The organism is Candidatus Mycobacterium wuenschmannii, from assembly GCF_030252325.1.
In the GTDB taxonomy this organism is placed as follows: domain Bacteria; phylum Actinomycetota; class Actinomycetes; order Mycobacteriales; family Mycobacteriaceae; genus Mycobacterium; species Mycobacterium wuenschmannii.
Window position 1 is genome coordinate 4,085,369 of the sequence record NZ_CP126981.1, and the last position, 26,561, is coordinate 4,111,929.

General features: G+C 67.4%; 24 protein-coding genes. 10 read left to right on the plus strand and 14 right to left on the minus strand.

The features are described from left to right. Positions 1-27: 27 nt before the first annotated feature. Complete coding sequence (locus PT015_RS19650; protein WP_285186652.1) at positions 28-324, minus strand: hypothetical protein; 297 nt, start codon at positions 322-324, stop codon at positions 28-30. A 96-nt stretch (positions 325-420) separates the two neighbouring features. Next, entirely contained in the window at positions 421-933 is a 513-nt protein-coding gene (locus PT015_RS19655; RefSeq protein ID WP_285186654.1) for a winged helix-turn-helix transcriptional regulator, read from the minus strand. Between the two features lie 88 nt (positions 934-1,021). Between PT015_RS19655 and PT015_RS19660 the strand changes: the two genes are divergently transcribed. After that, the gene (locus PT015_RS19660) at positions 1,022-1,537 is read left to right on the plus strand and encodes a DUF302 domain-containing protein (protein ID WP_285186655.1); all 516 of its coding nucleotides are present in this window, start codon (positions 1,022-1,024) and stop codon (positions 1,535-1,537) included. 37 nt (positions 1,538-1,574) lie between these two features. On the opposite strand, the gene PT015_RS19665 is transcribed toward PT015_RS19660, so the two are convergent. Genes PT015_RS19665 through PT015_RS19685 form a run of 5 tightly spaced genes read right to left on the minus strand, consistent with a single transcriptional unit; the run spans position 1,575 to position 5,870 of the window. Then, the gene (locus PT015_RS19665; RefSeq protein ID WP_285186656.1) at positions 1,575-2,120 is read right to left on the minus strand and encodes a GNAT family N-acetyltransferase; all 546 of its coding nucleotides are present in this window, start codon (positions 2,118-2,120) and stop codon (positions 1,575-1,577) included. 9 nt (positions 2,121-2,129) lie between these two features. Continuing rightward, positions 2,130-3,023, minus strand: a complete 894-nt coding sequence (locus PT015_RS19670; RefSeq protein ID WP_285186657.1) for a 5-oxoprolinase/urea amidolyase family protein — start codon at positions 3,021-3,023, stop codon at positions 2,130-2,132. Between the two features lie 3 nt (positions 3,024-3,026). After that, on the minus strand, positions 3,027-3,638 hold the full coding sequence (locus PT015_RS19675; RefSeq protein ID WP_285186658.1) for a 5-oxoprolinase subunit B family protein: 612 nt from the start codon (positions 3,636-3,638) through the stop codon (positions 3,027-3,029). A 2-nt stretch (positions 3,639-3,640) separates the two neighbouring features. Beyond that, a complete protein-coding gene (locus tag PT015_RS19680) occupies positions 3,641-4,621 on the minus strand; it encodes an ABC transporter substrate-binding protein (RefSeq protein WP_285186660.1) in 981 nt (326 codons plus the stop codon). 10 nt (positions 4,622-4,631) lie between these two features. Continuing rightward, positions 4,632-5,870 (minus strand): DNA polymerase domain-containing protein, encoded by a 1,239-nt coding sequence (locus PT015_RS19685; protein WP_285191188.1) that lies wholly within the window; start codon positions 5,868-5,870, stop codon positions 4,632-4,634. A 57-nt stretch (positions 5,871-5,927) separates the two neighbouring features. Here PT015_RS19685 and fadD2 point away from each other — a divergent pair, with 57 nt between their 5' ends. Continuing rightward, positions 5,928-7,604, plus strand: coding sequence for a long-chain-fatty-acid--CoA ligase FadD2 (fadD2, locus tag PT015_RS19690; protein ID WP_285186661.1), 1,677 nt, complete (start codon positions 5,928-5,930; stop codon positions 7,602-7,604). A 9-nt stretch (positions 7,605-7,613) separates the two neighbouring features. Here fadD2 and PT015_RS19695 read toward each other — a convergent pair whose 3' ends face one another. Together PT015_RS19695 and PT015_RS19700 are read right to left on the minus strand one after the other, a co-directional pair. Continuing rightward, entirely contained in the window at positions 7,614-8,129 is a 516-nt protein-coding gene (locus PT015_RS19695) for a DinB family protein (protein ID WP_285186662.1), read from the minus strand. A gap of 36 nt (positions 8,130-8,165) precedes the next feature. Then, positions 8,166-8,489, minus strand: a complete 324-nt coding sequence (locus PT015_RS19700) for a hypothetical protein (protein WP_285186663.1) — start codon at positions 8,487-8,489, stop codon at positions 8,166-8,168. A 571-nt stretch (positions 8,490-9,060) separates the two neighbouring features. Here PT015_RS19700 and PT015_RS19705 point away from each other — a divergent pair. Continuing rightward, positions 9,061-9,405 (plus strand): hypothetical protein, encoded by a 345-nt coding sequence (locus tag PT015_RS19705; RefSeq protein WP_285186665.1) that lies wholly within the window; start codon positions 9,061-9,063, stop codon positions 9,403-9,405. Between the two features lie 125 nt (positions 9,406-9,530). Here the strand turns inward: PT015_RS19705 and PT015_RS19710 are convergent, their stop codons facing one another. Then, positions 9,531-11,729 carry an acyl-CoA dehydrogenase gene (locus tag PT015_RS19710; RefSeq protein WP_285186666.1) on the minus strand — a complete coding sequence of 733 codons (2,199 nt, stop codon included), beginning with the start codon at positions 11,727-11,729 and terminating at the stop codon, positions 9,531-9,533. Between the two features lie 127 nt (positions 11,730-11,856). Between PT015_RS19710 and PT015_RS19715 the strand changes: the two genes are divergently transcribed. Next, positions 11,857-12,927 carry an NAD(P)-dependent alcohol dehydrogenase gene (locus PT015_RS19715; protein WP_285186667.1) on the plus strand — a complete coding sequence of 357 codons (1,071 nt, stop codon included), beginning with the start codon at positions 11,857-11,859 and terminating at the stop codon, positions 12,925-12,927. Here the strand turns inward: PT015_RS19715 and PT015_RS19720 are convergent. The 3 genes from PT015_RS19720 to PT015_RS19730 are packed head-to-tail and all read right to left on the minus strand — an operon-like array spanning position 12,924 to position 15,612. Continuing rightward, positions 12,924-13,829 (minus strand): 2-hydroxyacid dehydrogenase, encoded by a 906-nt coding sequence (locus tag PT015_RS19720; RefSeq protein ID WP_285191190.1) that lies wholly within the window; start codon positions 13,827-13,829, stop codon positions 12,924-12,926. The two genes, PT015_RS19715 and PT015_RS19720, sit on opposite strands and share 4 nt — an antisense overlap. Positions 13,830-13,858: 29 nt before the next feature. Beyond that, complete coding sequence (locus PT015_RS19725) at positions 13,859-14,992, minus strand: alpha/beta hydrolase (protein WP_285186668.1); 1,134 nt, start codon at positions 14,990-14,992, stop codon at positions 13,859-13,861. Continuing rightward, the gene (locus PT015_RS19730; protein ID WP_285191191.1) at positions 14,989-15,612 is read right to left on the minus strand and encodes a TetR/AcrR family transcriptional regulator; all 624 of its coding nucleotides are present in this window, start codon (positions 15,610-15,612) and stop codon (positions 14,989-14,991) included. The genes PT015_RS19725 and PT015_RS19730 overlap by 4 nt, the downstream gene beginning before the upstream one ends. Before the next feature lie 133 nt (positions 15,613-15,745). On the opposite strand from PT015_RS19730, the gene PT015_RS19735 reads away from it, so the two are divergent. Beyond that, positions 15,746-16,318, plus strand: coding sequence for a VOC family protein (locus PT015_RS19735; RefSeq protein WP_285186669.1), 573 nt, complete (start codon positions 15,746-15,748; stop codon positions 16,316-16,318). Here the strand turns inward: PT015_RS19735 and PT015_RS19740 are convergent. Then, positions 16,315-16,944: a TetR/AcrR family transcriptional regulator gene (locus PT015_RS19740; RefSeq protein WP_285186670.1), complete on the minus strand. Its 630-nt coding sequence runs from the start codon at positions 16,942-16,944 to the stop codon at positions 16,315-16,317. The genes PT015_RS19735 and PT015_RS19740 overlap by 4 nt on opposite strands. A gap of 80 nt (positions 16,945-17,024) precedes the next feature. On the opposite strand from PT015_RS19740, the gene PT015_RS19745 reads away from it, so the two are divergent. The 5 genes from PT015_RS19745 (at position 17,025) to eccCa (ending at position 26,556) form a co-directional block, all read left to right on the plus strand. Further along, on the plus strand, positions 17,025-17,912 hold the full coding sequence (locus tag PT015_RS19745) for an oxygenase MpaB family protein (protein WP_285186671.1): 888 nt from the start codon (positions 17,025-17,027) through the stop codon (positions 17,910-17,912). 120 nt (positions 17,913-18,032) lie between these two features. Then, positions 18,033-18,938 carry a class I SAM-dependent methyltransferase gene (locus PT015_RS19750; RefSeq protein WP_285186672.1) on the plus strand — a complete coding sequence of 302 codons (906 nt, stop codon included), beginning with the start codon at positions 18,033-18,035 and terminating at the stop codon, positions 18,936-18,938. Positions 18,939-19,208: 270 nt separating this feature from the next. Further along, the gene (eccA, locus tag PT015_RS19755) at positions 19,209-21,050 is read left to right on the plus strand and encodes a type VII secretion AAA-ATPase EccA (RefSeq protein ID WP_285186673.1); all 1,842 of its coding nucleotides are present in this window, start codon (positions 19,209-19,211) and stop codon (positions 21,048-21,050) included. After that, positions 21,047-22,609: a type VII secretion protein EccB gene (gene eccB / locus PT015_RS19760; protein WP_285186674.1), complete on the plus strand. Its 1,563-nt coding sequence runs from the start codon at positions 21,047-21,049 to the stop codon at positions 22,607-22,609. Before eccA ends, eccB begins: the two co-directional genes overlap by 4 nt. Continuing rightward, positions 22,606-26,556, plus strand: a complete 3,951-nt coding sequence (eccCa, locus tag PT015_RS19765) for a type VII secretion protein EccCa (RefSeq protein WP_285186676.1) — start codon at positions 22,606-22,608, stop codon at positions 26,554-26,556. The genes eccB and eccCa overlap by 4 nt, the downstream gene beginning before the upstream one ends. Positions 26,557-26,561: the final 5 nt, after the last annotated feature.

A 26,561-nucleotide genomic window follows, 5' to 3' on the forward strand; every position in this document is an offset into this window, starting at 1 on the left:
CCCGATGATTCGCGGCGGGGCGTGAAATCAGGACCGGCTGGTGCCGCCGACTCCCTCATGGTCGACGTCGCGCCAAAAGTCGCGGTCGTAATCGGTATCCGGAATGGCGATCTTTTCGCTGGATTGCGGCAGTTTCACGCTCGCCAAGTCGAATTCGGAAACATCGGTGTCAAGTAATTCCACATCGCCGATGATGCGGTCGGCGTCGATGACAATGCGGCGCATCGCGGGGCTGTCGCCGTAGCGCGCCCGCAGCGAGCTCACGCACCGCCGCAAGCCGCCGATGAGGTCATGCAGTTCGGCCAGTTCGGTAGTGGTGGACAACGGATCTCCCTGGAGGCGAAGGTGTCATGGATCACAGTGCGCCTTCCATACTATCGAGCGCGCGGCCGCAGCGTGAGGCGGATCACATGTGGTGGGTCATCCCGCGTCGAATGGCTCGAGCAGTCGGTGCGGAGCGCGTAGGCCCACGCTGACGGGATCGGTGCGAACCGCGCGCTCTCGAGGCCGCCGGGGCGGGTGTAGTACGAGGTCGGCGACGTTGGGTAGTTCGCCACACGACGCGCACACGCGGTCCGGGCGGATCGCCCCGCCGCAGATCGCGTGGCGGTAGCTGCGCCGCTGCGGCTGGTCAACGTAGTTCTCGTTGCCCCAGCTGGCCAGCGACCAGATCGTCGGCCACAGCCGTCGGCCCTTCGGGGTCAGCGCGTATTCGCCCCGGTCCGCCTTTGTCAGCACGCCTTCGTCGACCAGTAGCGAGAGTCGTTCGGCAAGAACGGCTTTCGGAATGTCGAGATGGGCGCGGAAATCGCTGAACCGGCGCACACCATAGAAGGCGTCGCGAATGACGAGAAGTGTCCAGCGTTCGCCGACGATCTCGAGGGTCCGCGCGATCGGGCAACTCTCGGCGACGTACTCACGGGGTAGGGCCACCCGCCGATCCTACGCTTGCAGGTTCATTCACCGAACCATAGGGTGAAGTTCGAAAGTTCGGTCAATGAACCATAGAAGGGTGCAACGGATGGGCTTCCATCGCGAGCAGCACGGCATGACCCGCATCGACATCGACACTGGAATTCCGTTCGATGAGTTCATCGCCGCACTCGAGCGGGCGGCGCCACCCATCGACCAGTCGGCGCTGGGGCGCATCGCCGCGGATGGCGGCAACTGGGACGATGTGCGCGCCGCGGCGGCGGAGAACGCGCCCCACGACCTGATCCGGTACGCCAAGATCGATCTGCGCGGGTATTTCCCGATAGCCGGTCATCGCACCCCGGCGGTCGAGTACCTGATCGGCAACCACGTCATCGCGGAGACCATGTACGGCCACGATCCGAAGGCCATGCTGTACGCGCCGCTGCGCATGCTGGTCTACGGCGACGACGCCGGCAACGCGGTCTTCACGATGGATCAGCCCGGCCCGGCGTTCGGCAGCCTGGGCATCGACGAGGTCGCGAGCGTCGGGGTGGATCTCGACCGCAAGGTGGTGAATCTGCTCGAGGTCATCGGCGTCGACGCGGCGGCGGCGTTCGCGTGAGCCAGGCCGGCTGCCGCGGCGCTGCTCCGGATTGCGCTTACCAGACGTCGCCGTCGCGCCAGTCGCACGTCAGCCCGGCGGTGGGGTCGAGGTTCGTCGAGAGCGGGAACACGAACACCGACCCGTCGTCGTCGGGTGTACGCGCCGGTCCGGTCGGCGCCAGCACCGAGGTCGGGCCGCGCCAGGGCAACCAGCCGCGTAGTGCGTACAGCCGACGGCCACGGTCCGACGAACTCAACGCACCCAGCTGATACCCGCCGCGGATGACCTGCTCGCACGCGTCGAGGATTGCGATTGCGAGTCCCTGGCCGCGCCAATCTTCGCGCACCGCAACGGCTTCGACGTAGCCGCAGCGCAGCGCCGCCCCGCGGTGGACCAGCCGCCGCTGGATGACGGCGCCGTGCGCGATGATCGCGCCGTGATGCCAGACCAGGGCGTGCATGCCGCCGAGCGCGTGATCCCAGTCGGCCTCGGTGAAGTCACCGCCGAACGCGTCGCAGACCATCTCGTGCGCGCGCTGCCGCGCGTCGCTTTCGAGGTCGGCGGTGTGAACCAGGCGGGCGGTGTGAACCTGGGTGGGCACACTGCTGGTCTACCAGTTCTGCTGTTCCGCCGCTAGGGCTCTGGGGCGCGACCATCGCAACCTCATCGGTTGGCCGGGCCGCAGTTGGGCGACCTTGTCGAGGTCGTGGTCGACGATCACCCCGACCACCGGGTAGCCGCCGGTGACGGGGTGGTCGGGCCCGAGGATCACCGGTAATCCGTTGGGCGGCAACTGAATCGCCCCGCACACGGCGCCCTCGCTGGGCAGTTGGCGGCCGGGTTCGCGGTGTGCGAGCGGCCGCCCGGCCAATCGAGTCCCCACCCGGTCGCTGCGCTCCGACACTGTCCAGTCGGTGCGCACCAGGGCGTCGGCATCGGCGATCCAGCCGTCGCGCGGGCCCGGCACCACGGTGAGTTCGACGAGGCGCTCGGTGATCCGCGCGACCGGCGCCTGGTCGAGTTCGGGGTACTGCTGGGTGTGCGCGCCGATCGGCAATTCGTCGCCGGGTCGCAGCTGTGCGGGGCCGATGTGCGAGAGCACGTCGTGGCTTCGTGAACCGAGGATCGGCCGCGCGTCGATACCGCCGCGGACCGCAAGATAGCTGCGCAGCCCGGCCTGCGGAGTGCCGAGCGTGATCACCTGACCGTTCTGTACATGTCGAATGCTGTTGGCGCCGAATGGTGTTGAGTCGACGCGGGCGTCGGTGTCGGCGCCGGTCACCGCGATGTCGACGTCGCCGCCGCGGACCCGGGCTACCAATCCGCCCAGGGTCACCTCGATGGTGGCGCAGTCGTCGGGGTTGGCCAGCAGGCGGTTGGACAGGGTGTGGGCGCCGCGGTCGGCCGCTCCGGACGGCGTGACGCCGAGGTGCGCGTAGCCGGGCCGTCCGAGGTCCTGCACCAGGGCCAACGGACCGGTCTGCAGTATCTCGAGGACGGCCACCGGTCACACCGCCCGGAATTGCACGCGGGTGCCCGGGGTCAGCAGCGCGGGTTCGGAACGGTCGAGGTCCCAGAGCACCGCGTCGGTACGGCCGATCAGTTGCCAGCCGCCGGGGGAGCGCCGCGGATAGACGCCGGTGAACTCGCCGGCCAGCCCGACCGACCCGGCGGGTACGGCGGGGCGGGGTTCATCGCGGCGCGGCACGGCCAGACGATCGTCGCCGCCGACCAGGTAGGCGAAACCCGGTGCGAATCCACAGAATCCGACACTCCACGGGCCGGCCGTGTGCGCCTCGACCACGTCGGCGGCGGTCAGGCCGGTCAGCCGGGCCACCTCGTCGAGGTCGGAGCCGTCGTAGACGACGTCGATCACCAACGGTTCGGCGGGTGCCGCCGCGTCGGCGGCGACGGTGACCCCAAGTGTCTCGATGCGGCGGCGGATGGCCCCCTGTCGTCCGGGCCCGTCGAGCGTGACCAGTACCGTGCGGGCGGCCGGGACGATGTCGCGCACGCCGGGCATCGTGGCAGCACGCAGGGCGGCGGACCACGCCAAAACCTCTGCGGTGCTGTCGAATTGCAGCAGCAGCGCGCGATCCCCGTAGTCGAGAACGCTCACGACTAATGCAGGAAGTCGTCGATCAGCCCGGGCAACTGCTCGGCCACCAGCGGGTAGCTCAACGGGGAGGCGTAGGCGATCGCACCGGCCTGCTCCTTGGTGGTGAACACGCTGCGCGAACGATGCTCTGCCACATCGGGATTGGCCAACAGCGCCGCCTTGTCCGCGTCGCTCTCGGTGGCCCAGATCAGCAGTTCGGCGTCGCCGAGGATCGACTTGAGCTTGTCGCGCGGAATGAAAGCCCGTTGCTGATCGACGGCCAGCGCCGCGAGACTGGTCGGGGTGCCGAGGCCCATCTGGGTGAGGAACTCGGTCTGCCACCCGGTGGTGGCGACGACGTTGCCGTCGTGAAACCTGCCCTGCAGGAGGAGCGCCCGCTTGTCCTTGAACTGCGGGTGCTTTTCCGCGACGGAGGCGAATCCCTTGTCGACGCCGCTGATCAGCGCGGCGATCTGACCGGATTGAAATACGGCCTGACCGATCGCGGTGGCCTGATCCTTCCACGGCTCGAAGAACGCGTCGTGGTCCGATTGGGCCAACGTCGGCGCGATCGCCGTCAGCTTCTGGTAGGTGTCCTGATCCAGACCGGCGTCGGTGGCGACGATCAAATCGGGCTTCAGGCCGGAGATCTTGTCGGTCTGAATTCCGTTGTCCAGGTTGAGGAGAACGGGTTTGGCACCGCCGAGCTTGGGTTGAGCCCACGGCCACACCCCGAACGGCTGGTCGCCGAACCAGTTGGTCACCGCGATCGGCACGATGCCGAGCGCCAGGAGATCGTCCTGCCCGGTGAATCCTGCGCTCACCACCCGCTTGGGCGGCTGAGCGATCGTCGTTTCACCGAAGACGTGCGTCAGGGTGACGGGACCGCTGCCGCCGTTGGTCGCCGCGGGCGTCGACTTCTCCGACGAACAGCCGGCGAGCGCGAGCATGCCTGCTGCCGCGCCGGCGCGGAGGAACCCTCGCCGATTCCAGTTCTCGCCCATGGCCGTGAGCCTAGCGCGGCCGGTAGTGAGACCACGGGCTGTAATCCGCGATCAGTTCCTCTTGCGGCGGCCGTTGGTCCTCGGGGACATGCTGCAGGTTCACCCGGATGCGATACCAGATCGAACTCGGCCCGCGCATGCCGTCGACCAGCACGTCGGACGGTTCCAGGCGTTCGGCCACCGCCGGGTGGCGCTCCCGCCACGTGTCCAGCGCGGTCATCGCCTCGTCCCTGGTCTTGGTGCGAGCGACTTCGATCAGCGGCATCACCGACTGCCGGCGGCCCGATCCGTCTCGCCGCGCCCCCTTCGGCGCCCTCTCCGCGGGCCCGAGTTCCTCTGCGAGCGTGAGCAATTGGTCGAGACCACCCGCGGAATCGTCCATCTCCGCCCAGGGATCGCCGATCTCGGCGAACCGCTGTGGCACCGTTGCGACGGTGAAGTCGGCGGGGTCGCAGCCGGCCACCTCGTCCCAGCGCAGCGGCGTCGAGACGCGGGCGTCCGGGGTGGCCCGCACCGAGTAGGCCGACGCGACGGTGCGGTCCTTGGCGTTCTGGTTGAAGTCGACGAACACGCCCTCGCGTTCCTCTTTCCACCAGCGGCTGGTGGCCAGTTCGGGTGCCCGCCGCTCGACCTCGCGCGCGACCGTCTGCGCCGCCAGTCGCACCTGCTTGAACGACCAGTCCGGGCTGATGCGGGCGTAGATGTGGAAGCCGCGCGAGCCGGACGTCTTGGGCCACGCGGTCAGCCCGTGGTCTTCGAGCACCTCGCGGGCGACCCCGGCGACGTCGATGATCTGCCGCCAGGTGACCCCGGGCATCGGGTCGAGGTCGACACGCAGTTCGTCAGGGTGGTCGAGGTCGCCGGCGAGCACCGGGTGCGGGTTGAGGTCGACGCAGCCCAGGTTGATCGTCCACGCCAACCCGGCCGCGTCGTGGATGACGGCCTCCTTCGCCGATGTGCCTCGCGCGTAACGAAGTTCGGCGACGTCGACCCAGTCGGGCCGCTTCTCCGGCGCCCGCTTCTGGAAAACCGCCTCCTGCTCGATGCCCTTGACGAATCGCTTCAGGATCATCGGCCGCCCGGCCACGCCGCGCAGGGCGCCGTCGGCGACGGCCAGGTAGTAGCGGATCAGGTCGAGCTTCGTGACGGCGCCGCGCCCGTCGCGCTCGGGAAACACGACTTTGTCCGGGTGGGTGACGTCGACCTGGCGTCCGCCCACGTCCAGCGACACCGCAGCCATGCGTTCGATGGTAATTCGGCAAACCGTCCCGACCCCGCTGCGACGTCCGTCACATAGTGTGAAGACATGCCTAACCTCATCGAACTGCCCGGGCAGGCCTTCGCCAAGATTCTGCAGTACGCCGATCGTGGCGCGTCCGAACTGCACTACCTCCGCAAAATCATCGAGTCCGGCACGTTCAGGCTGGAGAACCCGCTGAACTACGCCGCGATGGCGACCGAGATCGCGAAGTGGGGCGAGATCGGCATGCTGCCGTCGTTCAATGCGCGGCGCACGCCGCACCGCGCCGCGATCATCGACGACGACGGCGAGCTCTCTTTCAAGGAGCTCGACGAGGCCGCGAATGCCGTCGCGCACGGCTTGTTGGCCAAGGGCGTGAAGGGCGGCGACGGGGTTGCGATCTTGGCGCGCAACCACCGCTGGTTCGCCATCGCGGAATTCGGCTGCGCGAGGGTCGGGGCCCGCATCATTCTGCTCAACAGCTCGTTCTCCGGTCCGCAGATCCGCGAGGTGTCCGAGCGCGAGGGCGCCAAGCTGATCATTTACGACGACGAGTACACCGACGACGTCAACGAGGCCGACCCGCCGCTGGGCAAGCTGCGGGCCCTGGACACCAACCCGGACGGCGAGGACTCCGGCAGCAACGACGAGACGCTGGCCGACCTGGTGGCCGCGAACAGCAAGGCGCCGGCGCCCAAGGCCAGTAAGCACTCGTCGATCATCATCCTGACCAGCGGCACTACCGGCACCCCGAAGGGCGCGAACCGCAGCACCCCGCCGACGCTGGCGCCGATCGGCGGGATCCTGTCGCACGTGCCGTTCAAGGCGAACGAGGTGACCTCGTTGCCGGCGCCGATGTTCCATGCTCTGGGTTTCCTGCACGCCACCATCGGCATGTTCCTGGGTTCAACCCTGGTGTTGCACAGCAAGTTCAAGCCGGACCAGGTGTTCGACGACATTGCGAAGCACAAGGTGTCCGCGGTCGTCGTGGTTCCGGTGATGTTGTCGCGCATGCTCGACGCGCTGGAGAAGCGGGACGACAAACCCGACCTGTCCAGCCTGCGGATCGTGTTTGCCTCGGGCTCGGCGCTGGGCGCCGACGTCGCCGAGCGGGCGCTGAAGGACCTCGGCCCCGTCGTCTACAACATGTACGGCTCCACCGAGATCTCGTTCGCGACGATCGCGCAGCCCAAGCATCTGGAGTTCAACTCCACGACGGCCGGGCCGCCGGTGCACGGCGTCAAGATCAAGATCTTCGACGAGAACGGCAAGGAGTTGCCGCAGGGTGAGGTCGGCCGGATCTTCGTCGGCACCAGCTTCCCGTTCGAGGGCTACACCGGTGGCGGCAACAAGCAGATCATCGACGGGCTGCTGTCGTCCGGCGACGTCGGGTATTTCGACGAGCACGGGCTGCTCTACATCAGCGGCCGCGACGACGAGATGATCGTGTCCGGCGGCGAGAATGTCTTCCCCGCCGAGGTCGAGGATTGCATCAACGCGCTGCCTGATGTAGTCGAGGCGACCGCGATCGGTGTAGAGGACAAGGAGTGGGGCCACCGGCTCCGCGCGTTCGTGGTGAAGAAGGACAATGCCAGCCTCGACGAGGACGCCGTCAAGAAGCACGTCAAGGATCAGCTGGCCAAGTACAAGGTGCCCCGCGAGGTGATCTTCCTCGACGAGTTGCCGCGCAACCCGACCGGGAAGATCCTCAAGCGTGAGCTGCGGGAGATCGACGCCGACTAGTTCGCGCGGTCAGCCGTCGAATCCGGTGCTGCCGTCCAGCTGTTCGCGCAGGATGTCGATCTGGCCGGTGTGCCGGGCGGTCTCCTGGATCATGTGTAGGTAGATCCAGCGCAGTGAGACCGTCGTGTCGAGCCGGCCGTGCCGCAGCTCGTGGTCGAGCGAATACTGCGCGGCGATCCGGCGGGAATCCGCACACTGCGCCCGGTATCCGGCGATCAGCGTGGGCAGATCCTCGTCGGGCTGGATCTCGAATTCCCAGGAGCGCTCGTGCTGGGTGCGACGGTTGTCGTCGTGCCGGCCCTGCAGAAACTGTTCGAACCAGCCGTACTCGGCCCAGCGCAGGTGCTTGACCAGGCCGCCGACCGTCGTCGCCGACGAGACGAGGTTGCGACGCGCGTCGCTGTCGGAGAGCCCGGAAACCTTGCGTACCAAGATGTCTCGGTAGTCGTCGAGGAACGCTTCCAGCGTGCCGCGCTCGCCGGTGACACCCTGTTCGCGCCGGTCGGTGCGCAATGAATCGGTCATGCCCGCGAAGCTAGCACCGCCGCCTGGCAGGCGGAGTCAGCGTCGTTCGCGAATGCTTCGGGTCACCTCGGCCGACAGTTTCGCGTCCTTGAGGAGCAGCTCGATCAGCGCGGAGATCACTTCCTGACCGGTGACCCGCGCATAACCGAGGCGGTCGGCGGCGTCGCGCTGCCAGATATCGAGCGCCCGGTGGGTTGCGGGGGACAGGTCGACCGTGCGACGAGTGCGCTGGCCACGCGCCGGCGCCTCGGCCTTCTTCTGCTCTGGGTTGCGCGGGATGCTCTTGAAGCGCTCGGTCTTGGCCGAAGCATCAGCGCGCGCGGGCGGCCTGGCTCGAAACGAGGGTGAGCTGGAATCCATGCGGCAGTGGACCTTCGGTCGGCGTGAGCTTTCAGTAGATCAGGACTCGAGTATGTCGGTCAAAGCGACGAACCGCGATTGTGGCGCGCCGGGCGACGACCTCGGCGGTCGCACGGCGGCGCTGCCGGAGGCTCGAACGTGGCACGCGTAGGGAGATAGCTGACAGAAAGTTATTCGAGTAGTGGAATCGATCATGTGCCCTAATCAATTGTTCGCTATTCTGGGCATACCTGATAATCAAATGGTGAAATAACGTATTGGTGAGATTACGTATTTGATGATGCGAGTAGATACGCATCTACTGACCTCAGTAGACGCAGATATCACTTCTGAACAGCTAATTAAGCGATTTCAGTGGTTACTGAAACCAGTAGAACCTGACCTCAGCACCTCATGAGTCCAGTACCGCAGGAAAAGCGATTATCAGGAGTAAGAATACATATCGAGCACATTAGCTGGTCAAAGCTTGAAACAACATTCTCAGGCTAATTAAAAGGCATATTTAGTGTTTGCTAAGGAATCGCTTTTAACGTTCTCGGTGTCAGTCACCAGATGACGAAGGAGCACCAAAATGACGTTCTCACTCTCTTCAGCCCGCCGCACCGCCGCCGGCGCAATCGGCGCAGGCGCGGTGGCAGGCGCAATGCTTTTCGGTGCCGCTCCGGCGGCGAACGCCGCACCGGCCGCGCCGATCCCCGCGGTTGTCGGTCCCATGCACGTTGCCCCGCCCGAGTGGGGTGGCCACGGCTGGGGCGGCGGCCACGGTTGGGGCCACCACGGTTGGGGCCACGGCTTCGGACGCGGCGGCTGGGGCCACCACGGACCCTGGGGTTGGGGCCACCGCGGTTGGGGCCTGGGCCACGGCGGCTTCTGGGGTCACCGAGGCTTCTGGGGCGGGCACCACCGCTGGTGGTGAGCCCCAGTAACCAGGGGGAATAAGGCCGGCCTCGTTCTTGGACAAACGGGGCCGGCCGCCCTCGATAAAGTTCACGCCGATCTGAGCTCCGTCAGGTCGGCGTGAACCTTTGTATACGGTCGGGATTAAGGATCGCGGGGCAGGCCCAAGAGCCGCTCGGCGATGATGTTGAGCTGAACCTCCGACGTGCCACCGTAAATGGTGGTGGCGCGGCTGGCCAGCAGGTATTCGGCCCACTTGCCCGACAGCTGCTCGGCGTCGCCGATCGCACCCTCCGCCCCGAACGACGCCACCCCGAATTCGGCGTAGCCCTGCCCGGTCCGCATCGACAGCAGCTTGGAGATGGCCGCCGACGGCATGGCGTCGCCGCCGGCCAGTGTCAACAGGGTCGAGCGCAGATTGAGAATTTTCGCGGCGTGCCCCTCGGCGATCAATTGGCCGGCGCGGTTCTGCGCGATTTGGTCGAACTGCCCGTCGCGGACGAACTCGACGAACTGATCGAGGCTGGCCAGGAAGGGCGCCTCGCTGCTGCCGATCGAAACGCGTTCTGCGGTCAGCGTGTTACGGCTGACTTCCCAGCCGCGGTCGACCTCGCCGAGCACCAGATCGTCGGGCACAAAAACGTCGTCGATGAACACCGTGTTGAACATCGCGCCGCCGGTGAGCTCACGCAGCGGCTTGACCTCGACGCCTTCGCTGCGCATGTCCAGCAGGAAATACGTGATGCCGTTGTGCTTCGGCGCGCTGGGGTCGGTCCGGGCCAGCAGCGCGCCCCACTGGGAGAACTGCGCGGCGGTGGTCCAGATCTTCTGGCCGGTGATGCGCCAGCCGCCGTCGACCTTGGTCGCCTTGGTGGTCAGGCTGGCCAGGTCGGATCCGGCGCCAGGCTCGGAAAACAGCTGGCACCAGATCATTTCGCCACGGAAGGTCGGTGGCAGGAAGCGCTGCTTCTGCTCGTCGGTGCCGAACGCCACGATCGACGGAACGAGCCACCCGGCAATGCCGATCGGTGGGCGTCGCACCCGTCCGGTGTTGAACTCCTGGGCGATGATGATCTGCTCGACGGGATCGGCTCCACGCCCCCACGGCTTCGGCAGATACGGCAGGACCCAGCCGCCCTCGGCAATCGCGGCGTTGCGCTCCTCCCGCGGAATCTCCTTGAGCCCGGCCACTTCCGCGCGAATCTCGTCGCGCACCTTTTCGGTGTCGGGGTCCAGATCGATGTCGAGGGAGCGCATGCCGGTGCTGGTGGCGGTGTCGACGACGCGCTGCGGATAGGCGGTTTTGCGGCCGAAGCCCGCGGCGATCACGAGGGCCCGGCGGTAATAGACGTTGGTGTCGTGCTCCCAGGTGAAGCCGATGCCGCCGTGCACCTGGATGCAGTCCTGCGCGCAGCGCTGCGCGGCCGCCGGTGCCAGTGTCGCCGCCACCGCGGCGGCGAATTCGACGTTGGAACCTTCGATGTCCCAGTTGTTTTCGCGAGCCTCATCGACGGCGCGGGCCGCGTCCCATACGGCGGCTGTAGCGCGCTCGGTGTCGGCGATCATCTCCGAGCACTTGTGCTTGACGGCCTGGAACTGCCCGATCGGCCGGCCGAACTGCTCGCGGATCTTGGCGTACTCGGTGGCGGTGTCGGTGGCCCAGCGGGCAACGCCGACCGCTTCGGCCGAGAGCAGCGTCGAGATCAGCGCATGCGCGGTCGTCACGGAGATGTTGGTCAGCGCAACGTCGCCGGAGACCTCGACGGCGTCGGCGCGGACGTGTGCGATCGGCCGCAGCGGGTCGACGCTGGCGACGGGTTCGATCTCGAGCTGGTCGGCGCTCAGCACCACCCACTCCTCGCCGCTGTCGATCGCCACCGGCAGCACCAGTAGGGAAGCCTGCGCCGCGGCGGGCACCGCGCGGGCCTCGCCGCGAATGACCAGCGCATCGCCCTGGCGCGTCGCGGTCAACCCGGATTCCAGCGCGTACGCGGCGATCGCCGAGCCGGACGCGAGATCCGACAGCGCCGCGGCATCCGGGTCGTTCGCCGCGATCAGCGCGCTCGCGATCGCCGACGGCACAAATGGCCCGGGGACCGCGCCGTAGCCGAACTCGGCCAGCGTGACCGCGAGTTCGAGGATGCCGAATCCCTGTCCACCGACCGATTCCGCCAGATGCACACCCTGCAGGCCTTGATCGGCCGCGGCCTTCCAGTAGGGCGGCGGGTTGTCGACCGGTGTCTCCAACGCGGCGTGCAGCACCTCCGACGGCGCAACCCGCGCCACCAGGGAGCGGACCGAATCGGCCAGGGCTTGATGTTCAGGATTGATTGCGATCGGCATTGGTCGCCTTCCTTGGAATTCCGGTGGCTGTCACAGCTCGACTCCCAAGCTAACAACCGGTCGGTTGGGTGATGCCATGGGTCAGCGGTTGACGCCGCGCGCGGCCGAAGTTTGGTTAGCTTTCCCCATGAAGATGCGCGCCGCGAGGATGTACGGCCTGAACGAACCGCTGCGGTTGGAGGAGGTCGACGTCCCCGACACCGGCCCGGATGACGTGCTCGTCAAGGTCGCCGCAACGGGCATGTGCCGCAGCGACGTTCAGCTGATCGAGGGTTATTTCACCAACGGTGTCGCGCCCGCCGAGCCCATCACTCCAGGGCATGAGGTCGCGGGTTGGATCGCCGGCATTGGCTCGGGCGTGCCGAAGGGATCGGGGCTGTCGGAGGGCGACCTGGTGGTCGTCAACCCGAACTGGGGCGACGGCACGTGTCGGCAGTGCCGGGAGGGTAACGAGCAGATCTGCGCGAACGGGCAGATGGCAGGCTTCGGGCCGCCCGGCGGCTTCGCGGAGTACATGCCGGTGCCGTACCGCCACGTCATCAAGGTTCCGGAGGGGGTCGATCCGAAGCCCGAAACCTTGGCGCCCCTGACCGATGCCGGCCTGACCCCGTACCGCGGAATGAAGAAGCTGGTGCAGGCGGGCAAGACGGGCGCGGGCCGGACGATCGTCGTCAACGGCATCGGCGGGCTGGGCTCTTACGGCGTCCAGTACGCGCGCCTGCTGTCCGGTGGGGCGACGGTGGTGGCGTTCGCGCGCAGTGACGAAAAGCTGGATCTGGCACGGAATAACGGTGCGCACCACGGCGTCAACACGCGTGATAAGTCGGCCGAGCAGGTACAGGACGAGTTGGAGGACCTGACCGGACGGCGCGACGTCGACGGATGGCTCGACTGCATCGCGGCCGAGGAGTCGTTGACGCTCGGGGCGACGATCCTCGGGAAGGAGGGCGCGATGTCGTCCGTCGGGCTGATGGGGCAGCAGATCGTGCTCCCGTTGCTGGCGTTCACCAACGGCGAGAAGAGCTTTCACGGCTCCTTCTGGGGCAACTACGACGACCTCACCGAGGTGCTCGATCTCGCGGGTCAAGGCCTGATCAAGCACCGGATTACGACGGTGCAGCTCGACGACGTCAACGCCAAGCTGGAGGCGCTCGGTCGCGGCGACATCGTCGGCCGGGCGGTCATCGTCTTCGACTAGGTCGGTTGGTTGACCACATGGGCCAGCGGCTCGCTGTCGCGCAGCCGGCGGCAGTTGGCGACGGCCTCGACCAGGTAGCGCCGCATGGTGTCGACCGTGTACCAGGTGACGTGCGGGGTGAGCACGACGTTGTCGAGCCTCAGCAGCGGGTTGTCCGGCGGCACCGGCTCGACGCCGAAGACGTCCACGCCGGCCGCACCCAGTCGGCCCGCGCGCAGCGCATCGGCCAAGGCGTCCTCGTCGACAATCGGGCCGCGTGAGGTATTGACCAGTACCGCAGAGGGTTTCATCGCGGCCAGCGCGTCGCGGTCGATCAGGCCCTCGGTGTCGGCGGTCAGCGGCAGGTGCAGCGAGACGATGTCGCTGGCGGCGAGCAAATCCGGCAGCGGCCGCCAGGCGGGCGATCCGTCGTCGTGGGTGCTGGTGTGTAGGACGGTGGCGCCCATCGCCGCGACAATGCGCTCGACTCGTTTGGCGATGTTGCCGTAGCCGACCAGGCCGACGGTGCAGGCGCCGATGTCGCGGACGGTCTCGCCCAGTTGCGGATCGGACGGCCAGCCGCGGCCGTCGCGGGTCGCGCGGTCGAGGAGCGGCAGCCTGCGCAGCGCGGCCAGCATTAGCAGCAGCGTGCCCTCGGCCACCGAGGGCGCATTGGCCCCGGGCATGTTGGCCACCGCGATGCCGTGTTCGGTGGCGGCCTCGACGTCGACGGTGTTCACCCCGGCGCCGAACTTGTGCACCAGGCGCGTGCGTGACGCGCGGGCCAGGTCCGCCGCCGACAGCGGACGCAGCACGTGCCAGATCACGTCGGCCTCGGGCAATTCGCGGTAGAACGCGTCGTCGTCGGTGCACCAGCGGACGTCGAGCCAATCAGTCTCCGGTGCAAGGAAATCCAGCACCATCGGACTAGGAACAAAGTGCGCGAGAACCCTCAGCGCCACCGCTTGGCAATCCACTTGGCAATGGTGTCGGCTTGCTCGCTGCGCGCCCCCGGGGTGGTGAAGTAGTGATCGGTGTTGATCGAGCACTGGGTCTTGTCGGTGCTGGCCAGTGCGTCGTAAATGCGTTGGGCATCCGACGGGAACACGCCGGTGTCGGCCTCGGCGTTGATCACCAGCGCGGGGCAGGTGATGCGGGCCAGGTGCGGTTCGGCGCGGGTCTGGGCGGTGCGCAGGCTCCACATCGCCAACCAGCCGCGCAGCGTGCAGGCCGCGGCGATGCCGTGCGCCGAGCGGTTGGCCTTCTCCGGTGATCCGGCGTAGCACATGTTCGGCTGGCGGTGCGTTGGCTCGATCGTGGGGTCGACCATCCGCGGATCGGCCCAGGTTCGCAGCACGGTGAAGGGGCGGTCTGAGAACCCTGCGGCGCGAACACGTTTCAGCTCGTCCTCGACCCAGTCGGTGATCGCGTTGTTGCGGGCGACCTGTGCGGCGCGGTAGCGGGTCAGGAAGTCCGCAGAGAACGGCGGACCGTTGCGCTCGTCGAACAGGTCCAACTCCGGATCGGTGGCGATGGGGTCGTTCTCGTCGACGACGGAGCCGTCCATCCAGGCGGTCAGCACGTCCGGTCGACCCGGATGCGCCGCACTGGCCACGTAGCCGTCGGCCGGCAGCAGCTCGGTCAGGCCTGCGGCGGGTCGCATGCCCGGCACCGCCGTCACGTGCGGATCGGTGGCCTGCGCCTGGTAGGCGGCCATCAGTGACCCACCACCGGAATTACCCAGCAGCACAACCCGTTCCACCGCCTGAGTGTCCCGCAGCCAGCGCACTCCGACACCGATGTCGACCAGCGCGTGGTCGAGTAGGAAGCTGCTCTCAAACCCGCGAAACCGGGTGTTCCAGCCGAGGAATCCGATGCCGCGGGTGGCGAGGTAGTCGGCGAGGTAGTGCTCGGAGAAATCGATCTGGTAGTGCGCGGCGATCACCGCGACCTTCGGCTTACGCCCGACGCCGCGATAGTAGAGGCCCTGGCACGGGTGTCCGCCCGCCCCGGCGCGTCTGCCCGTAGGTGACGGCAGGCCGATGAATTCGCGGACGACCCCGGGCGTGCCGGCGGAGGGACTCATTCGGCGGCCTCCTTGTAGTAGATGGCTCGGTAGAAGATGTTCGCCAGGGTGGCGATGCAGGCGTCGTCGTCGGTGTCGCCGGTCGGGCTGGTGAGTTGCAGGTAGCAGAATTGATTCAACATCGCGACGATCGCCACCGCGATCAGCTGGGGATCGTCGTCGCGACAATAGCCGTCCGCCTGGGCGCGCCGCACCGTCTCGGTGATGAACGACGTTGGGATCGAGCAGATTTCGGCCCAGTGGTGGGCGAAGTCCTCGTTGATCATCGCCAACTGCGACACGCTGATCATTTCCGCGAGTCGGTGCTTGTAGGTCTGCCAGTGCGCCGCGGCGGCCTGATGAGCACGCTCTCGCGTCGAGAGGCCGTGCTGGGTGACCGGTTTCGCGCGTTCACCGACCTCGTCACGAAAGCGCAGGGCCCACTCGCGGACCATCGCCTCTTTTGAGTCGTAGTAGTTGTAGAACGACGCCGTCGACCGGCCCGCCTCGGCGGCGATGTCGGCGATCGTGGTGGCCAGGAAACCCTTGCGCGCGATCACCGTTCGCGCGGCGGCGTCGATGGCGGCCTGGGTGCGACGGCCGCGGCTGGTGGGGAGTGGGGTACGACGCTGCTCAGACACGGTCGACACCGGTGGGCCTCCTTCGTCGTGACCTGTGGATCCCCTCGATCCTGGGAACGGCGGTTTCCTGGAATAGACCTGAATCTGATGTTAGGTTCAGTTTCTGATCTCCGCCACGGAATGGGAGTCGGGGATGATCAAGCCGCGCAACCACAACGCCGAATTCGAGCTCGGGGGCATCAACCACGTCGCGCTGGTGTGTGCGGACATGGCCCGCACCGTGGACTTCTACTCGGGCATTCTCGGCATGCCACTGATCAAGTCGCTCGACCTGCCGGGCGGCATCGGTCAGCACTTCTTCTTCGACGCGGGCAACGGTGACTGCGTCGCATTCTTCTGGTTCGCCGAGGCCCCCGACCGGGTGCCGGGCATCTCCTCGCCCGCGGCGATCCCGGGCATCGGCGAAATCACCAGCGCCGTCAGCACCATGAATCACTTGGCATTTCACGTGCCTGCCGACAAGTTCGACACGTATCGGCAGCGGCTCAAGGACAAGGGCGTGCGGGTGGGGCCGGTGCTCAATCACGACGAGAGCGACCGGCAGGTCGCCGCCACCGTGCACCCCGGGGTCTACGTGCGCTCGTTCTACTTTCAGGACCCCGACGGCATCACCCTCGAGTTCGCCTGCTGGGTCAAGGAATTCAGCGCCGACGATGCGCGGACGGTACCCAGGACGTCGGCTGACCGCCGCGTTCCGGTCAGTTAGTCGCGGTACAGCTTCGGGTCGGCGAGTCCCTCGAGCAGTGACGCGAGGTGGTCGACCAGCTGCTCATGGTCGAGCCGGACGTCGCCGGCCAGCCACGCGCCGATCGTCTGCCCCACCCCGCCGACCACAAAGTGCGCGGCGGCCTTGATCCGGTCGTTCTCCGGCACCCGCAGCGCGTTCTCGACGTACTGGCCGGACAGCATCGCGAACAGCGCGCTGGATTCCACCCGCTTGCGGACCAGCACGGCGTTGGCCGGTTGCGCGCTGAACAGCAGCCGCCCGACCCGGGGGTCGCCTCCGACCGTGCGGACGACGTTGGCCATACCGGCTCGCAGTTGCTCCTCCTGCGGCGCCGCGGCCACCGCCGCCTGGGTGGTGGTGGCCAACTCGGCGATCACCCAGTCGAACACCGCCGCGACGAATTCGTCCTTGTCGGTGAAGCTTTCGTAGAAGTAGCGCGCCGCCAGGCCGGCCTGCCGGCAGACCGCGCGCACCGTTACGTCGGCCGACTCCTCGCCACCGAGCAGGTCCAACCCCGCCGTCAGGAGGCCGGCTCGTCGACCCGCCAGCCGATCAGCCGCGTCGACGCCGCGATACGGTCGCGCGCTTGTCGGGGCCGAACGCATAAATCCCATCTTGACATCGGTCGACGCCGCGCTGCAATATCAGGAAACACACGTTCTCAGATTTGGCGGGCAGGTGAGCGATGACGGTCAGCGAACCCATCAGGCATGTGGAGCGGGCGGTCAGCGCGCCCCCGCTCAGCCGGCCGAAGCGCACGCCGCAACTCGACGACACGTTGATGGGCATGGCGCTGCTGCTCGGCCCGGCCAACGTGATCATGCAGCTGGCCCGGCCGGGCGTCGGCTACGGCGTGATGGAGAGCCGGGTCGAGAGCGGGCGTATCGATCTGCACCCGATCAAGCGGGCGCGCACCACCTTCACCTATCTCGCGGTCGCCATGGCGGGCAGCGACGACCAGAAGGCGGCATTTCGGCGCGCGGTGAATCGTGCGCACGCACAGGTGTATTCCACGCCGGACAGCCCCGTGCAATACAACGCGTTCGACGTCGACCTGCAACTGTGGGTGGCGGCCTGCCTGTACAAGGGCGGCGTGGATTTCTACCGCACGTTCATCGGAGAGATGGACGACGTCGACGCCGACCGGCATTACCAGGAAGCGGTGGTGCTCGGCTCCACGCTGCAGGTGCCGCCGGAGCGATGGCCCGCGGACCGGGCGGCGTTCGACCACTACTGGAACGAGCAACTCGACAAGGTCCACATCGACGACGCCGTCCGCAATTACCTGTATCCCATTGCGGTGGGCCGGATTCAGAAGTTGCGGCTGCCGGACGTGGTGCGTCGGCAACCGGAGAAACTCGGTCTGCTGCTCACCGCCGGCTTTCTGCCGCAGCGCTTCCGCGACGAGATGCAGTTCGCCTGGGACGCCCGCACGCAGCGGCGCTTCGATCGGGTTGTCGCCGTGCTGCGGGCGGTGAACAACGCGATGCCCAGCTTCGTCCAGCAGTTCCCGTTCAACCTCCTTCTGTGGGATCTGGATCGCCGCATCAAAGCCGGACGCCCGCTGGTGTAGTGCGCGATACCCCCTACCGGGTCGGGGTCTTGTCTCTACGACGCAATGTCGTATTCAATGCCGTCGTGGCCGAATTGGACGACGCGGGCGCGCAGGTGAGCGCGCGTAGGGTCGGTTGCCGTGCGTACTGAAGACGACAACTGGGACATCACTACAAGCGTCGGTTCGACCGCGTTGTTCGTGGCCACCGCCCGAGCGTTGGAGGCGCAGAAACCCGATCCGCTCGCGGTCGATGCGTTCGCCGGGATTTTCTGTCACGCGGTCGGTGGTTCCGCCGCCGACGTGCTCGACGGCAAGGACCCCGAGCATCAACTGAAGACCGCGGACTTCGGCGAGAATTTCGTCAACTTCCAGGGCGCCCGCACCAAATTCTTCGACAACTATTTCCTGCAGGCTGCCGAAGCCGGCGTCCGGCAGGTGGTGATCCTGGCCGCGGGCCTGGACTCGCGGGCCTACCGATTGCCCTGGCCGGACGGGACGACGATCTTCGAACTCGACCAGCCTCAGGTTCTCGACTTCAAGCGCGAAGTGCTCGCCAAGGAGGGCGCCACCCCCAACGCTGATCGGCGCGAGATCGCCATCGACCTGCGTGAGGATTGGCCGCAGGCATTGCGTGACAGCGGTTTCGACGCGTCACAGCCGTCGGCGTGGATCGCCGAGGGCTTGTTGATCTATCTACCGGCGGCCGCCCAGGAACAGCTGTTCACTGGCATCGACGCGTTGGCGAGTTCGGGCAGTCACGTCGCGGTCGAGGACGGTGCGCCGATGCCGGCCGAGGCGTTCGATGCGGCTGTCGCGGCGGAGCGCGCCGCGCAGGCCGAGGGGGATGAGCGGCTGTTCTTCCAGCTGATCTACAACGAGCGGCACGCCCCCGCCGAGGACTGGTTCGACGAGCACGGCTGGAACGCGGTCGCGACTCCGCTGGGCGATTACCTGACCGAGGTGGGTCGGCCGGTGCCCGCGCCCGATACCGAGGCCGGACCGATGATCGCCCGCAACACTTTGGTCAGGGCCGTGAAGAGATGAGGACACGATGCCGTACAGTCCTCTGCTAATGACACTCATTTTCATTAAGCCTGGTGCGGGAGGCGGCGGGGAGACGATTAGTCTCGTCGCGGCCAAAAGGCCCTGCCGGAACTCGGACACGCGGCTTGACGTGCGGCGCTTGGGCTTTGGCAGCCGAGTGATCGAGGCCACGCATCCTGCGAATACGTGCGTCTCGACACCCAGCTTATGCAATGCTAACTTCGCCGAAGTTAGCTTAGGCAACACTACGTCCGAAGGGGAGACTGAGGCGTGGAAACCGCTGAATCCGGCGTGATCGCCACCCGGCCGAACACGGCCCGGGTGGACGACGATGTGGCGAGCCGATTCGCGACTTGTTCGCGGGCGCTGGGGCTGACCATCTACGACCGCACGCGGCCGGCCGACCTGGCCGCGGCCCGATCCGGGTTCACCGGCCTGGTGCGGATCGCCCACGACCAAGCCGACGCCTGGGTCGGCCTGGCTGCCGCCGGTGACACCTCCCTTCAAGTCCTGGAAGCGATTTCACGCAATAGCGGTACCGCCGGGGTGTTGCAACGCCAGGTGGAACTGTCGCCGGGCGCGTTGGGGTTCCGCTACGACTCCGGGCTGTACCTGAAGTTCCGTGCCACCGAGCCAGACGACTTCCATCTCGCCTACGCCGCGGCGTTGGCCGGCGCGGGACGGTTTGCCGAGGCGCACGACCTGGTGACGGCTGTCGGGCGGCGTAAGCCGAGCTCGCACGAGGCGCGCTGGGTGGCTGCGACGATTCACTACCGCGCCGAGCGGTGGGCCGACGTGGTCAAACTGCTGTCGCCCGTGGTCAACGACGCCACGCTGGACGAGCGCTACGCGCACGCCGCGAAGATCGCGCTGGGGATCTCGCTCGCGCGGCTCGGGATGTTTGCTGCGGCGCTCGCGTACCTCGAGGAGCCGGAGGGTCCGGTAGCGGTCGCGGCGGTGGACGGGGCGCTGGCCCGCGCGCTGTCGCTGCGGGCCGACGGCGACGAGGACACCGCCCGCGAGGTGCTGCAGGACCTCTACGCGGCCAACCCGGAGAACGCGCAGGTCGAAGAGGCGCTGACGGACACCAGCTTCGGCATCGTGCCGACCACGTCGGACCGCATCGACGCGCGCTCCGACCCGTGGGACGTCGGCACCGAGCCGCAGCCCGGCGACTTCGTCGACCCGGGCGCGCAGGAGCGCAAGGCCGAGTTGCTGTCGGAGGCCGAGCGTGAGCTCGACGAGTTCATCGGCCTGGAGAAGGTCAAGGATCAGGTCGCCCGACTCAAGAGCGCGGTGGCGATGGAGCTGGTGCGCAAGGAGCGTGGCCTCGAGGTCGCGCAGCGCACCCACCACCTGGTCTTCACCGGCCCGCCCGGAACCGGTAAGACCACGATCGCGCGTGTCGTCGCCAAAATCTATTGCGGCCTAGGCCTTTTGAAGAAAGAGAACATCAAAGAGGTGCACCGCGCCGACCTGATCGGTCAGCACATCGGTGAGACCGAGGCCAAGACGAACGCCATCATCGACAGCGCTCTGGACGGCGTGCTGTTCCTGGACGAGGCGTACGCGTTGGTCGCCACCGGCGCCAAGAACGACTTCGGCCTGGTGGCCATCGACACGCTGCTGGCCCGGATGGAGAACGACCGCGACCGGTTGGTGGTCATCATCGCCGGGTATCGCGCCGACCTCGACCGGTTCCTGGACACGAACCAGGGTCTGCGGTCCCGTTTCACCCGGACCATCGACTTCCCGTCGTACCAGCCGTCCGAGCTGATCGAGATCGCCAACTTCATGGCGACCCGGCGCGACAGCGCATTCGACCGCCAGGCGCTCGACGACCTGGAAGCCTTGTTCGCTCACATGGCCAGCACGACGAAGGCCGACTCGGTGGGTGTGGAACGCCGGGGCCTCGACATCGCCGGTAACGGTCGATTCGTTCGTAACGTCGTCGAAAAGTCGGAAGAGGAACGGGAATTCCGGTTGGACCACTCCGAACACGCCAAGACCGGCGAATTCACCGATGAGGAGCTCGTGACGATCACCGCCGCCGACGTGGCTAACACCGTGCCGCCGTTGCTGGAAGGCCTGCGGCTGGAGATGCCCGCATGACCAACCCTGAAAACGGCGACGACCGGCGGTCGTTCGCCTCGCGCACACCGGTGAACGACAACCCGGACAAGGTTGTCTACCGCCGTGGCTTCGTCACCCGCCACCAGGTCACCGGTTGGCGATTTGTCATGCGCCGCATCGCATCTGGTGTGGCGCTGCACGACACCCGGATGCTCGTCGACCCGCTGCGCAGCCAGACCCGTGCGGTGCTGATGGGCGTCGTCGTGCTGGTCACCGCGCTAGTCGGCTGCTTCGTCTTCTCGCTGATCCGGCCGAACGGGTCGGTGGCCAACAACGCGATCCTGGCCGACCGGTCGACCGCCGCGCTGTACGTACGCGTGGGGGATGAACTGCATCCGGTGCTCAACCTGGCTTCGGCCCGGCTGATCGCCGGCAAGCCGGCCAACCCGACACAGGTGAAAAGCACTGAGCTGGACAAGTTTCCGCTCGGTAACTTGATCGGCATCCCCGGTGCGCCGCAACGGATGGTGCAGAACACCCGCAAGGACGCCGACTGGACGGTGTGCGACGCGGCGACCGGTACCGCCGCGGGCGTCACGGTGATCGCGGGTGCCCCGGAGACCAGCGGCGCGCGCGCCGCCGCGGTGGACGCGGGCAAGGCCATTCTGGCCAGCAACTCCGGCAGCGCGTGGCTGCTGTGGGAAGGACGCCGCAGCCGGATCGACCCCGCTGACCACGCGGTGACCGGTGCCCTCGGACTGGGCACCGACATTCACGCGCCGCGGCCGATCGCGGCGGGCCTGTTCAACGCCATTCCCGAGTCGCCGCCGCTGGCCGCCCCCGTCATTCCCGACGCCGGCACACCGGCCCGTTTCCCGGTCCCGGCGCCGATCGGCGGTGTCGTGGAATCACATGGCTTGGAGGGCAATTCGACCAACTACTACGCGGTTCTGCCGGACGGACTGCAGCAGATTTCACCCGTGCTGGCCGCGATCCTGCGCAACGCCAACTCCTACGGTCTGGACCAGCCGCCGCGCTTGAGTGCTGACAAGGTGGCCAAGCTGCCCGTGTCACGGCAACTGGACACCAGCCGCTATCCGGAGCAACGCGTCAGCCTGCTCGACGCGACACACGATCCGGTCACCTGCGCGCATTGGAGCAAGGCCGCCGGCGCTAGCACGAATTCGCTGACGCTGCTTGCCGGTTCGGCGCTGCCGATTCCCGACTCGGTGCACACCGCCGACTTGGTCAGTGCCGGCGTCGACGGCGCCGCCAGCCGGGTGGCGATCGCCCCGGGGTCCGGCTACTTCGCGCAGACCGTCGGCCATAGCCCGTCGTCGCCGGCGGCCGGTTCGCTGTTCTGGATCTCCGACACCGGCGTTCGCTACGGCATCGACAACGAGGCCGGCGTCACCGGAAACGCGAAAACCGCTGATGCGCTTGGCCTTACCCAGCCTGCAACCCCCGCACCGTGGTCCGTCCTGTCATTGTTCGCGCGGGGGCCCGCGCTGTCGCGCGCCGATGCGCTGCTGGCCCACGACGGGGTGGCAGCCGACTTACGACCTGGTCGCGTCAAAGCCGAAGGGCAAAATCGATGAGCCGCTTGATCTTCGAGGCACGCCGCCGGCTGCCCTCGCCGGTGACCCGCAAGGGCAGCATCAGCATCGAGGCACCGCCGGAACTGCCGCGGGTGATTCCGCCGTCGCTGCTGCGCCGCGCGCTGCCAGTGGTGATCGTGTTGCTGATCGTGGGGATGATCGTCGCGATGGTCGCCACCGGAATGCGGCTCATCTCGCCGCAGACATTGTTCTTCCCGTTCGTGCTGCTGCTGGCGGCCACGGCGTTCTTCCGTGGGGGCGACAACAAGTCGCGCACCGAGGAAGTCGATGCCGAGCGCGCCGACTACCTGCGTTATCTCTCGGTGGTGCGAGACAACATCCGCGCCCAGGCCACCGCGCAGCGCGCAGCGGCGCAATGGTCGCATCCCGAACCGGCCGACCTGGCCGCGATCCCCGGATCGCGGCGGCAGTGGGAGCGCGATCCGCAGGACGGCGACTTCCTGGTAGTACGCGCCGGCATCCATTCGGCGGCACTGGATACCGCACTGCGGGTCAACGACACCGCCGACGAGGTCGACCTGGAGCCGGTGTCGCACAGCGCATTACGCAGCCTGCTCGACACCCAGCGCACCGTTCGCGACGTCCCGACCGGAATCGACCTGACCAAGCTGTCACGGGTCACCGTGCTCGGCGACGACGACGAGGTCCGCGGCGCGCTGCGGGCCTGGGTTGCGCAGGCCGTCACCTGGCATGACCCGACCGTGCTCGGCGTAGCGGTCGCCACGCCCGACATCGAGGCGTCGGACTGGTCGTGGGTCAAATGGCTTCCGCACGTGGACATCCCGGCCGAGGCGGACGGAGTGGGCCCGGCCCGCTACCTGTCGGCCAAGCCGGACGAACTGGCCGCGCTGCTCGGCCCGGCGCTTTCCGACCGTCCGGCGTTTACCGGTGGGCCGTCGGATGCGTTGCGGCACTTGCTGATCATCGTCGACGACCCGGACTTCGACCTGGCTGCTTCGCCGCTGGCGGCGGGGCGGGCCGGTGTCACCGTCGTCTACCGCTCGAGCACCCCTCCGCACCGTGAGCAGTACTCGGATCCGGAGCGGCCGATCCTGCGGGTCAGCGACGGCGCGATCGAGCGCTGGCAGACCGGCGGCTGGCAGGGCTACATCGACCATGCCGACTCGCTCGGCGTCGACGACGCGGTGCACGTCGCGCGCCGGCTGTCGCGCTGGGACTCCAACCCGACGCACAGCGGCCTGCAGTCCACGGCGACCCGCGGCGCGACATTCACCACGCTGCTGGGCATTTCGGACGCGTCTCGACTCGACGTGCCCACCATGTGGGCGCCGCGGCATCGCGACGAGGAGTTGCGGGTGCCGATCGGCGTGACGGCCACCGGCGAGCCGCTGATGTTCGATCTCAAGGACGAGGCCGAGGGCGGCATGGGGCCGCACGGCCTGATGATCGGTATGACCGGTGCCGGCAAGTCGCAGACCCTGATGTCGATTCTGTTGTCGCTGTTGACGACTCACTCAGCGGACCGGTTGATCGTAATCTACGCCGACTTCAAGGGTGAGGCCGGCGCGGACATCTTCCGCAACTTCCCCCAGGTCGTGGCGGTGATCTCCAACATGGCTGAGAAGAAGTCGCTGGCGGACCGGTTCGCCGACACCCTGCGTGGCGAGGTGGCCCGACGCGAGACCTTGCTGCGGGAGGCCGGCCGCAAGGTGCAGGGCAGCGCCTTCAACTCGGTGACCGAGTACGAGAATGCCGTCGCCGCGGGGCACGACCTGCCGCCGATCCCGACGCTGTTCGTGGTCGCCGACGAGTTCACCTTGATGCTCGCCGACCACCCCGAGTACGCGGAACTGTTCGACTACGTCGCCCGCAAAGGTCGCTCGTTCCGGATCCACATCCTGTTCGCGTCGCAGACGCTGGATGTCGGCAAGATCAAGGACATCGACAAGAACACCTCGTACCGCATCGGTCTGAAGGTGGCCAGTCCGGCGGTGTCGCGGTCGATCATCGGCGTCGAGGACGCGTACCACATCGAGGCGGGCAAGGAGCACAAGGGCGTCGGCTTCCTGGTGCCCGCGCCAGGCGCCGCGCCGATCAAGTTCCGCAGCACCTACGTCGACGGCATCTACGACCCGCCGCAGACACCGAAAACGCTTGTGGTGCACTCCGTTCCGGAGCCGAAGCTGTTCACCGCCGGCAGGGTCGAACCAGACCAGACCACGGTGATCGCCAAGAACGGTCACGACGAGCCGATCGCGCCGTCGCGCAAGCTGATCTCCACCATCGGCGATCAGCTGGCCCGCTTCGGCCCCCGTGCCCCGGAGCTGTGGCTGCCGCCGCTCGACGAGGTCATCCCGCTGAGCGCCGCGTTGGCGCGTGCGTCGGTGCCGCGCGGCGAATGGCGTTGGCCGCTGGGCGAAATCGACCGGCCGTTCCAGATGCGCCGCGACTCACTGGTGTTCGACGCGCGGTCCTCGGCCGGCAACCTGCTGATCCACGGTGGTGCGAAGTCCGGTAAATCGACTGCGCTGCAGACATTCATCCTGTCGGCGGCCAGCCTGCACTCGCCGCGCGAGGTGAGCTTCTACTGCCTCGACTACGGCGGCGGGCAGCTGCGCGGCCTGGAGGACCTGGCACACGTCGGCAGCGTCGCGTCGTCGCTGGAGCCCGAGCGCATCCGTCGCACCTTCGGCGAGCTGGAGCAGCTGCTGCGGTCCCGTCAGGAACGGGAAGTCTTCCGCGACAAGCAGGGCCCCGACGACGGGCTGGGCCAGGTGTTCCTGGTCATCGACAACCTGTACGCGTTCAGCCGTGACAACACCGACCAGTTCAACACGCGAAACCCGTTGCTGAGCAAGGTGACCGAGCTGGTCAACGTCGGCCTGGCCTACGGCATCCATGTCGTGGTGACGACTCCGAGCTGGCTCGAGGTGCCGCTGGCGATGCGCGACGGCCTGGGCATGCGACTTGAGCTCAAGCTGCACGACGCGCGGGACAGTAACGTCCGGGTGGTCGGTGCGCTGCACCGTCCGGCCGAGGGTGTGCCGGCCGACCAGCCGGGTCGCGGTCTGACCATGGCCGCCGAGCACTTCCTGATCGCTGCGCCCGAACTCGACCAGGTGGCCGCGATCAATGCCCGGCATGAGGGGATCGCCGCGCCACCGGTGCGGCTGCTGCCGAAGAACCTGGAGCCCGCCGTGCTCGAGCCGGTTTACGGCGGAGCCGACCGGATCGTCATCGGTCAGCGCGAAGAGGATTTGGCCGCAGTACAACTGGACTTCGCGCAGAACCCGCTGCTGATGGTGCTGGGCGACACCCGGACCGGTAAGACGACCTTGCTGCGGCACATCATTCGCACCATCCGCGACAACTCCACACCGGACCGCGTCGCATTCACGGTGCTGGACCGTCGGCTGCATCTGGTCGACGAGCCGCTGTTCCCGGACAACGAGTACACCGCCAACATCGACCGGGTCACCCCGGCGATGCTCGGACTCGCGGGCCTGATCGAAAAGCGGCGCCCGCCAGCCGGTTTGGATGCTTCGCAGCTGACCGGATGGTCTTTCGAGGGCCACACCCACTACCTGATCATCGACGACGTCGACCAGATTCCGGATACCCCGGCGATGACGGGACCGTATGTGGGACAACGCCCGTGGACGCCGCTGATCGGCCTGCTCGCGCAGGCCGGCGACCTGGGCCTGCGCGTCATCGTCACAGCGCGGGCCAGCGGTGCCGCGCATGCGTTGATGACCAGCCCGTTGCTGCGCCGGTTCAACGACCTGCAGGCGACCACGCTGATGTTGTCGGGTAACCCGGTGGACGGCGGCAAGGTCCGCGGCCAGCGATTCGACCGGCTGCCGGCCGGTCGGGCGATCCTGCTGACCGACAGCGACACCCCGACGTACGTGCAATTGGTCAATCCGCTTGTCGACGAGAGCGTTTCCGTCGACCGCGGCCGGTGAGTTTC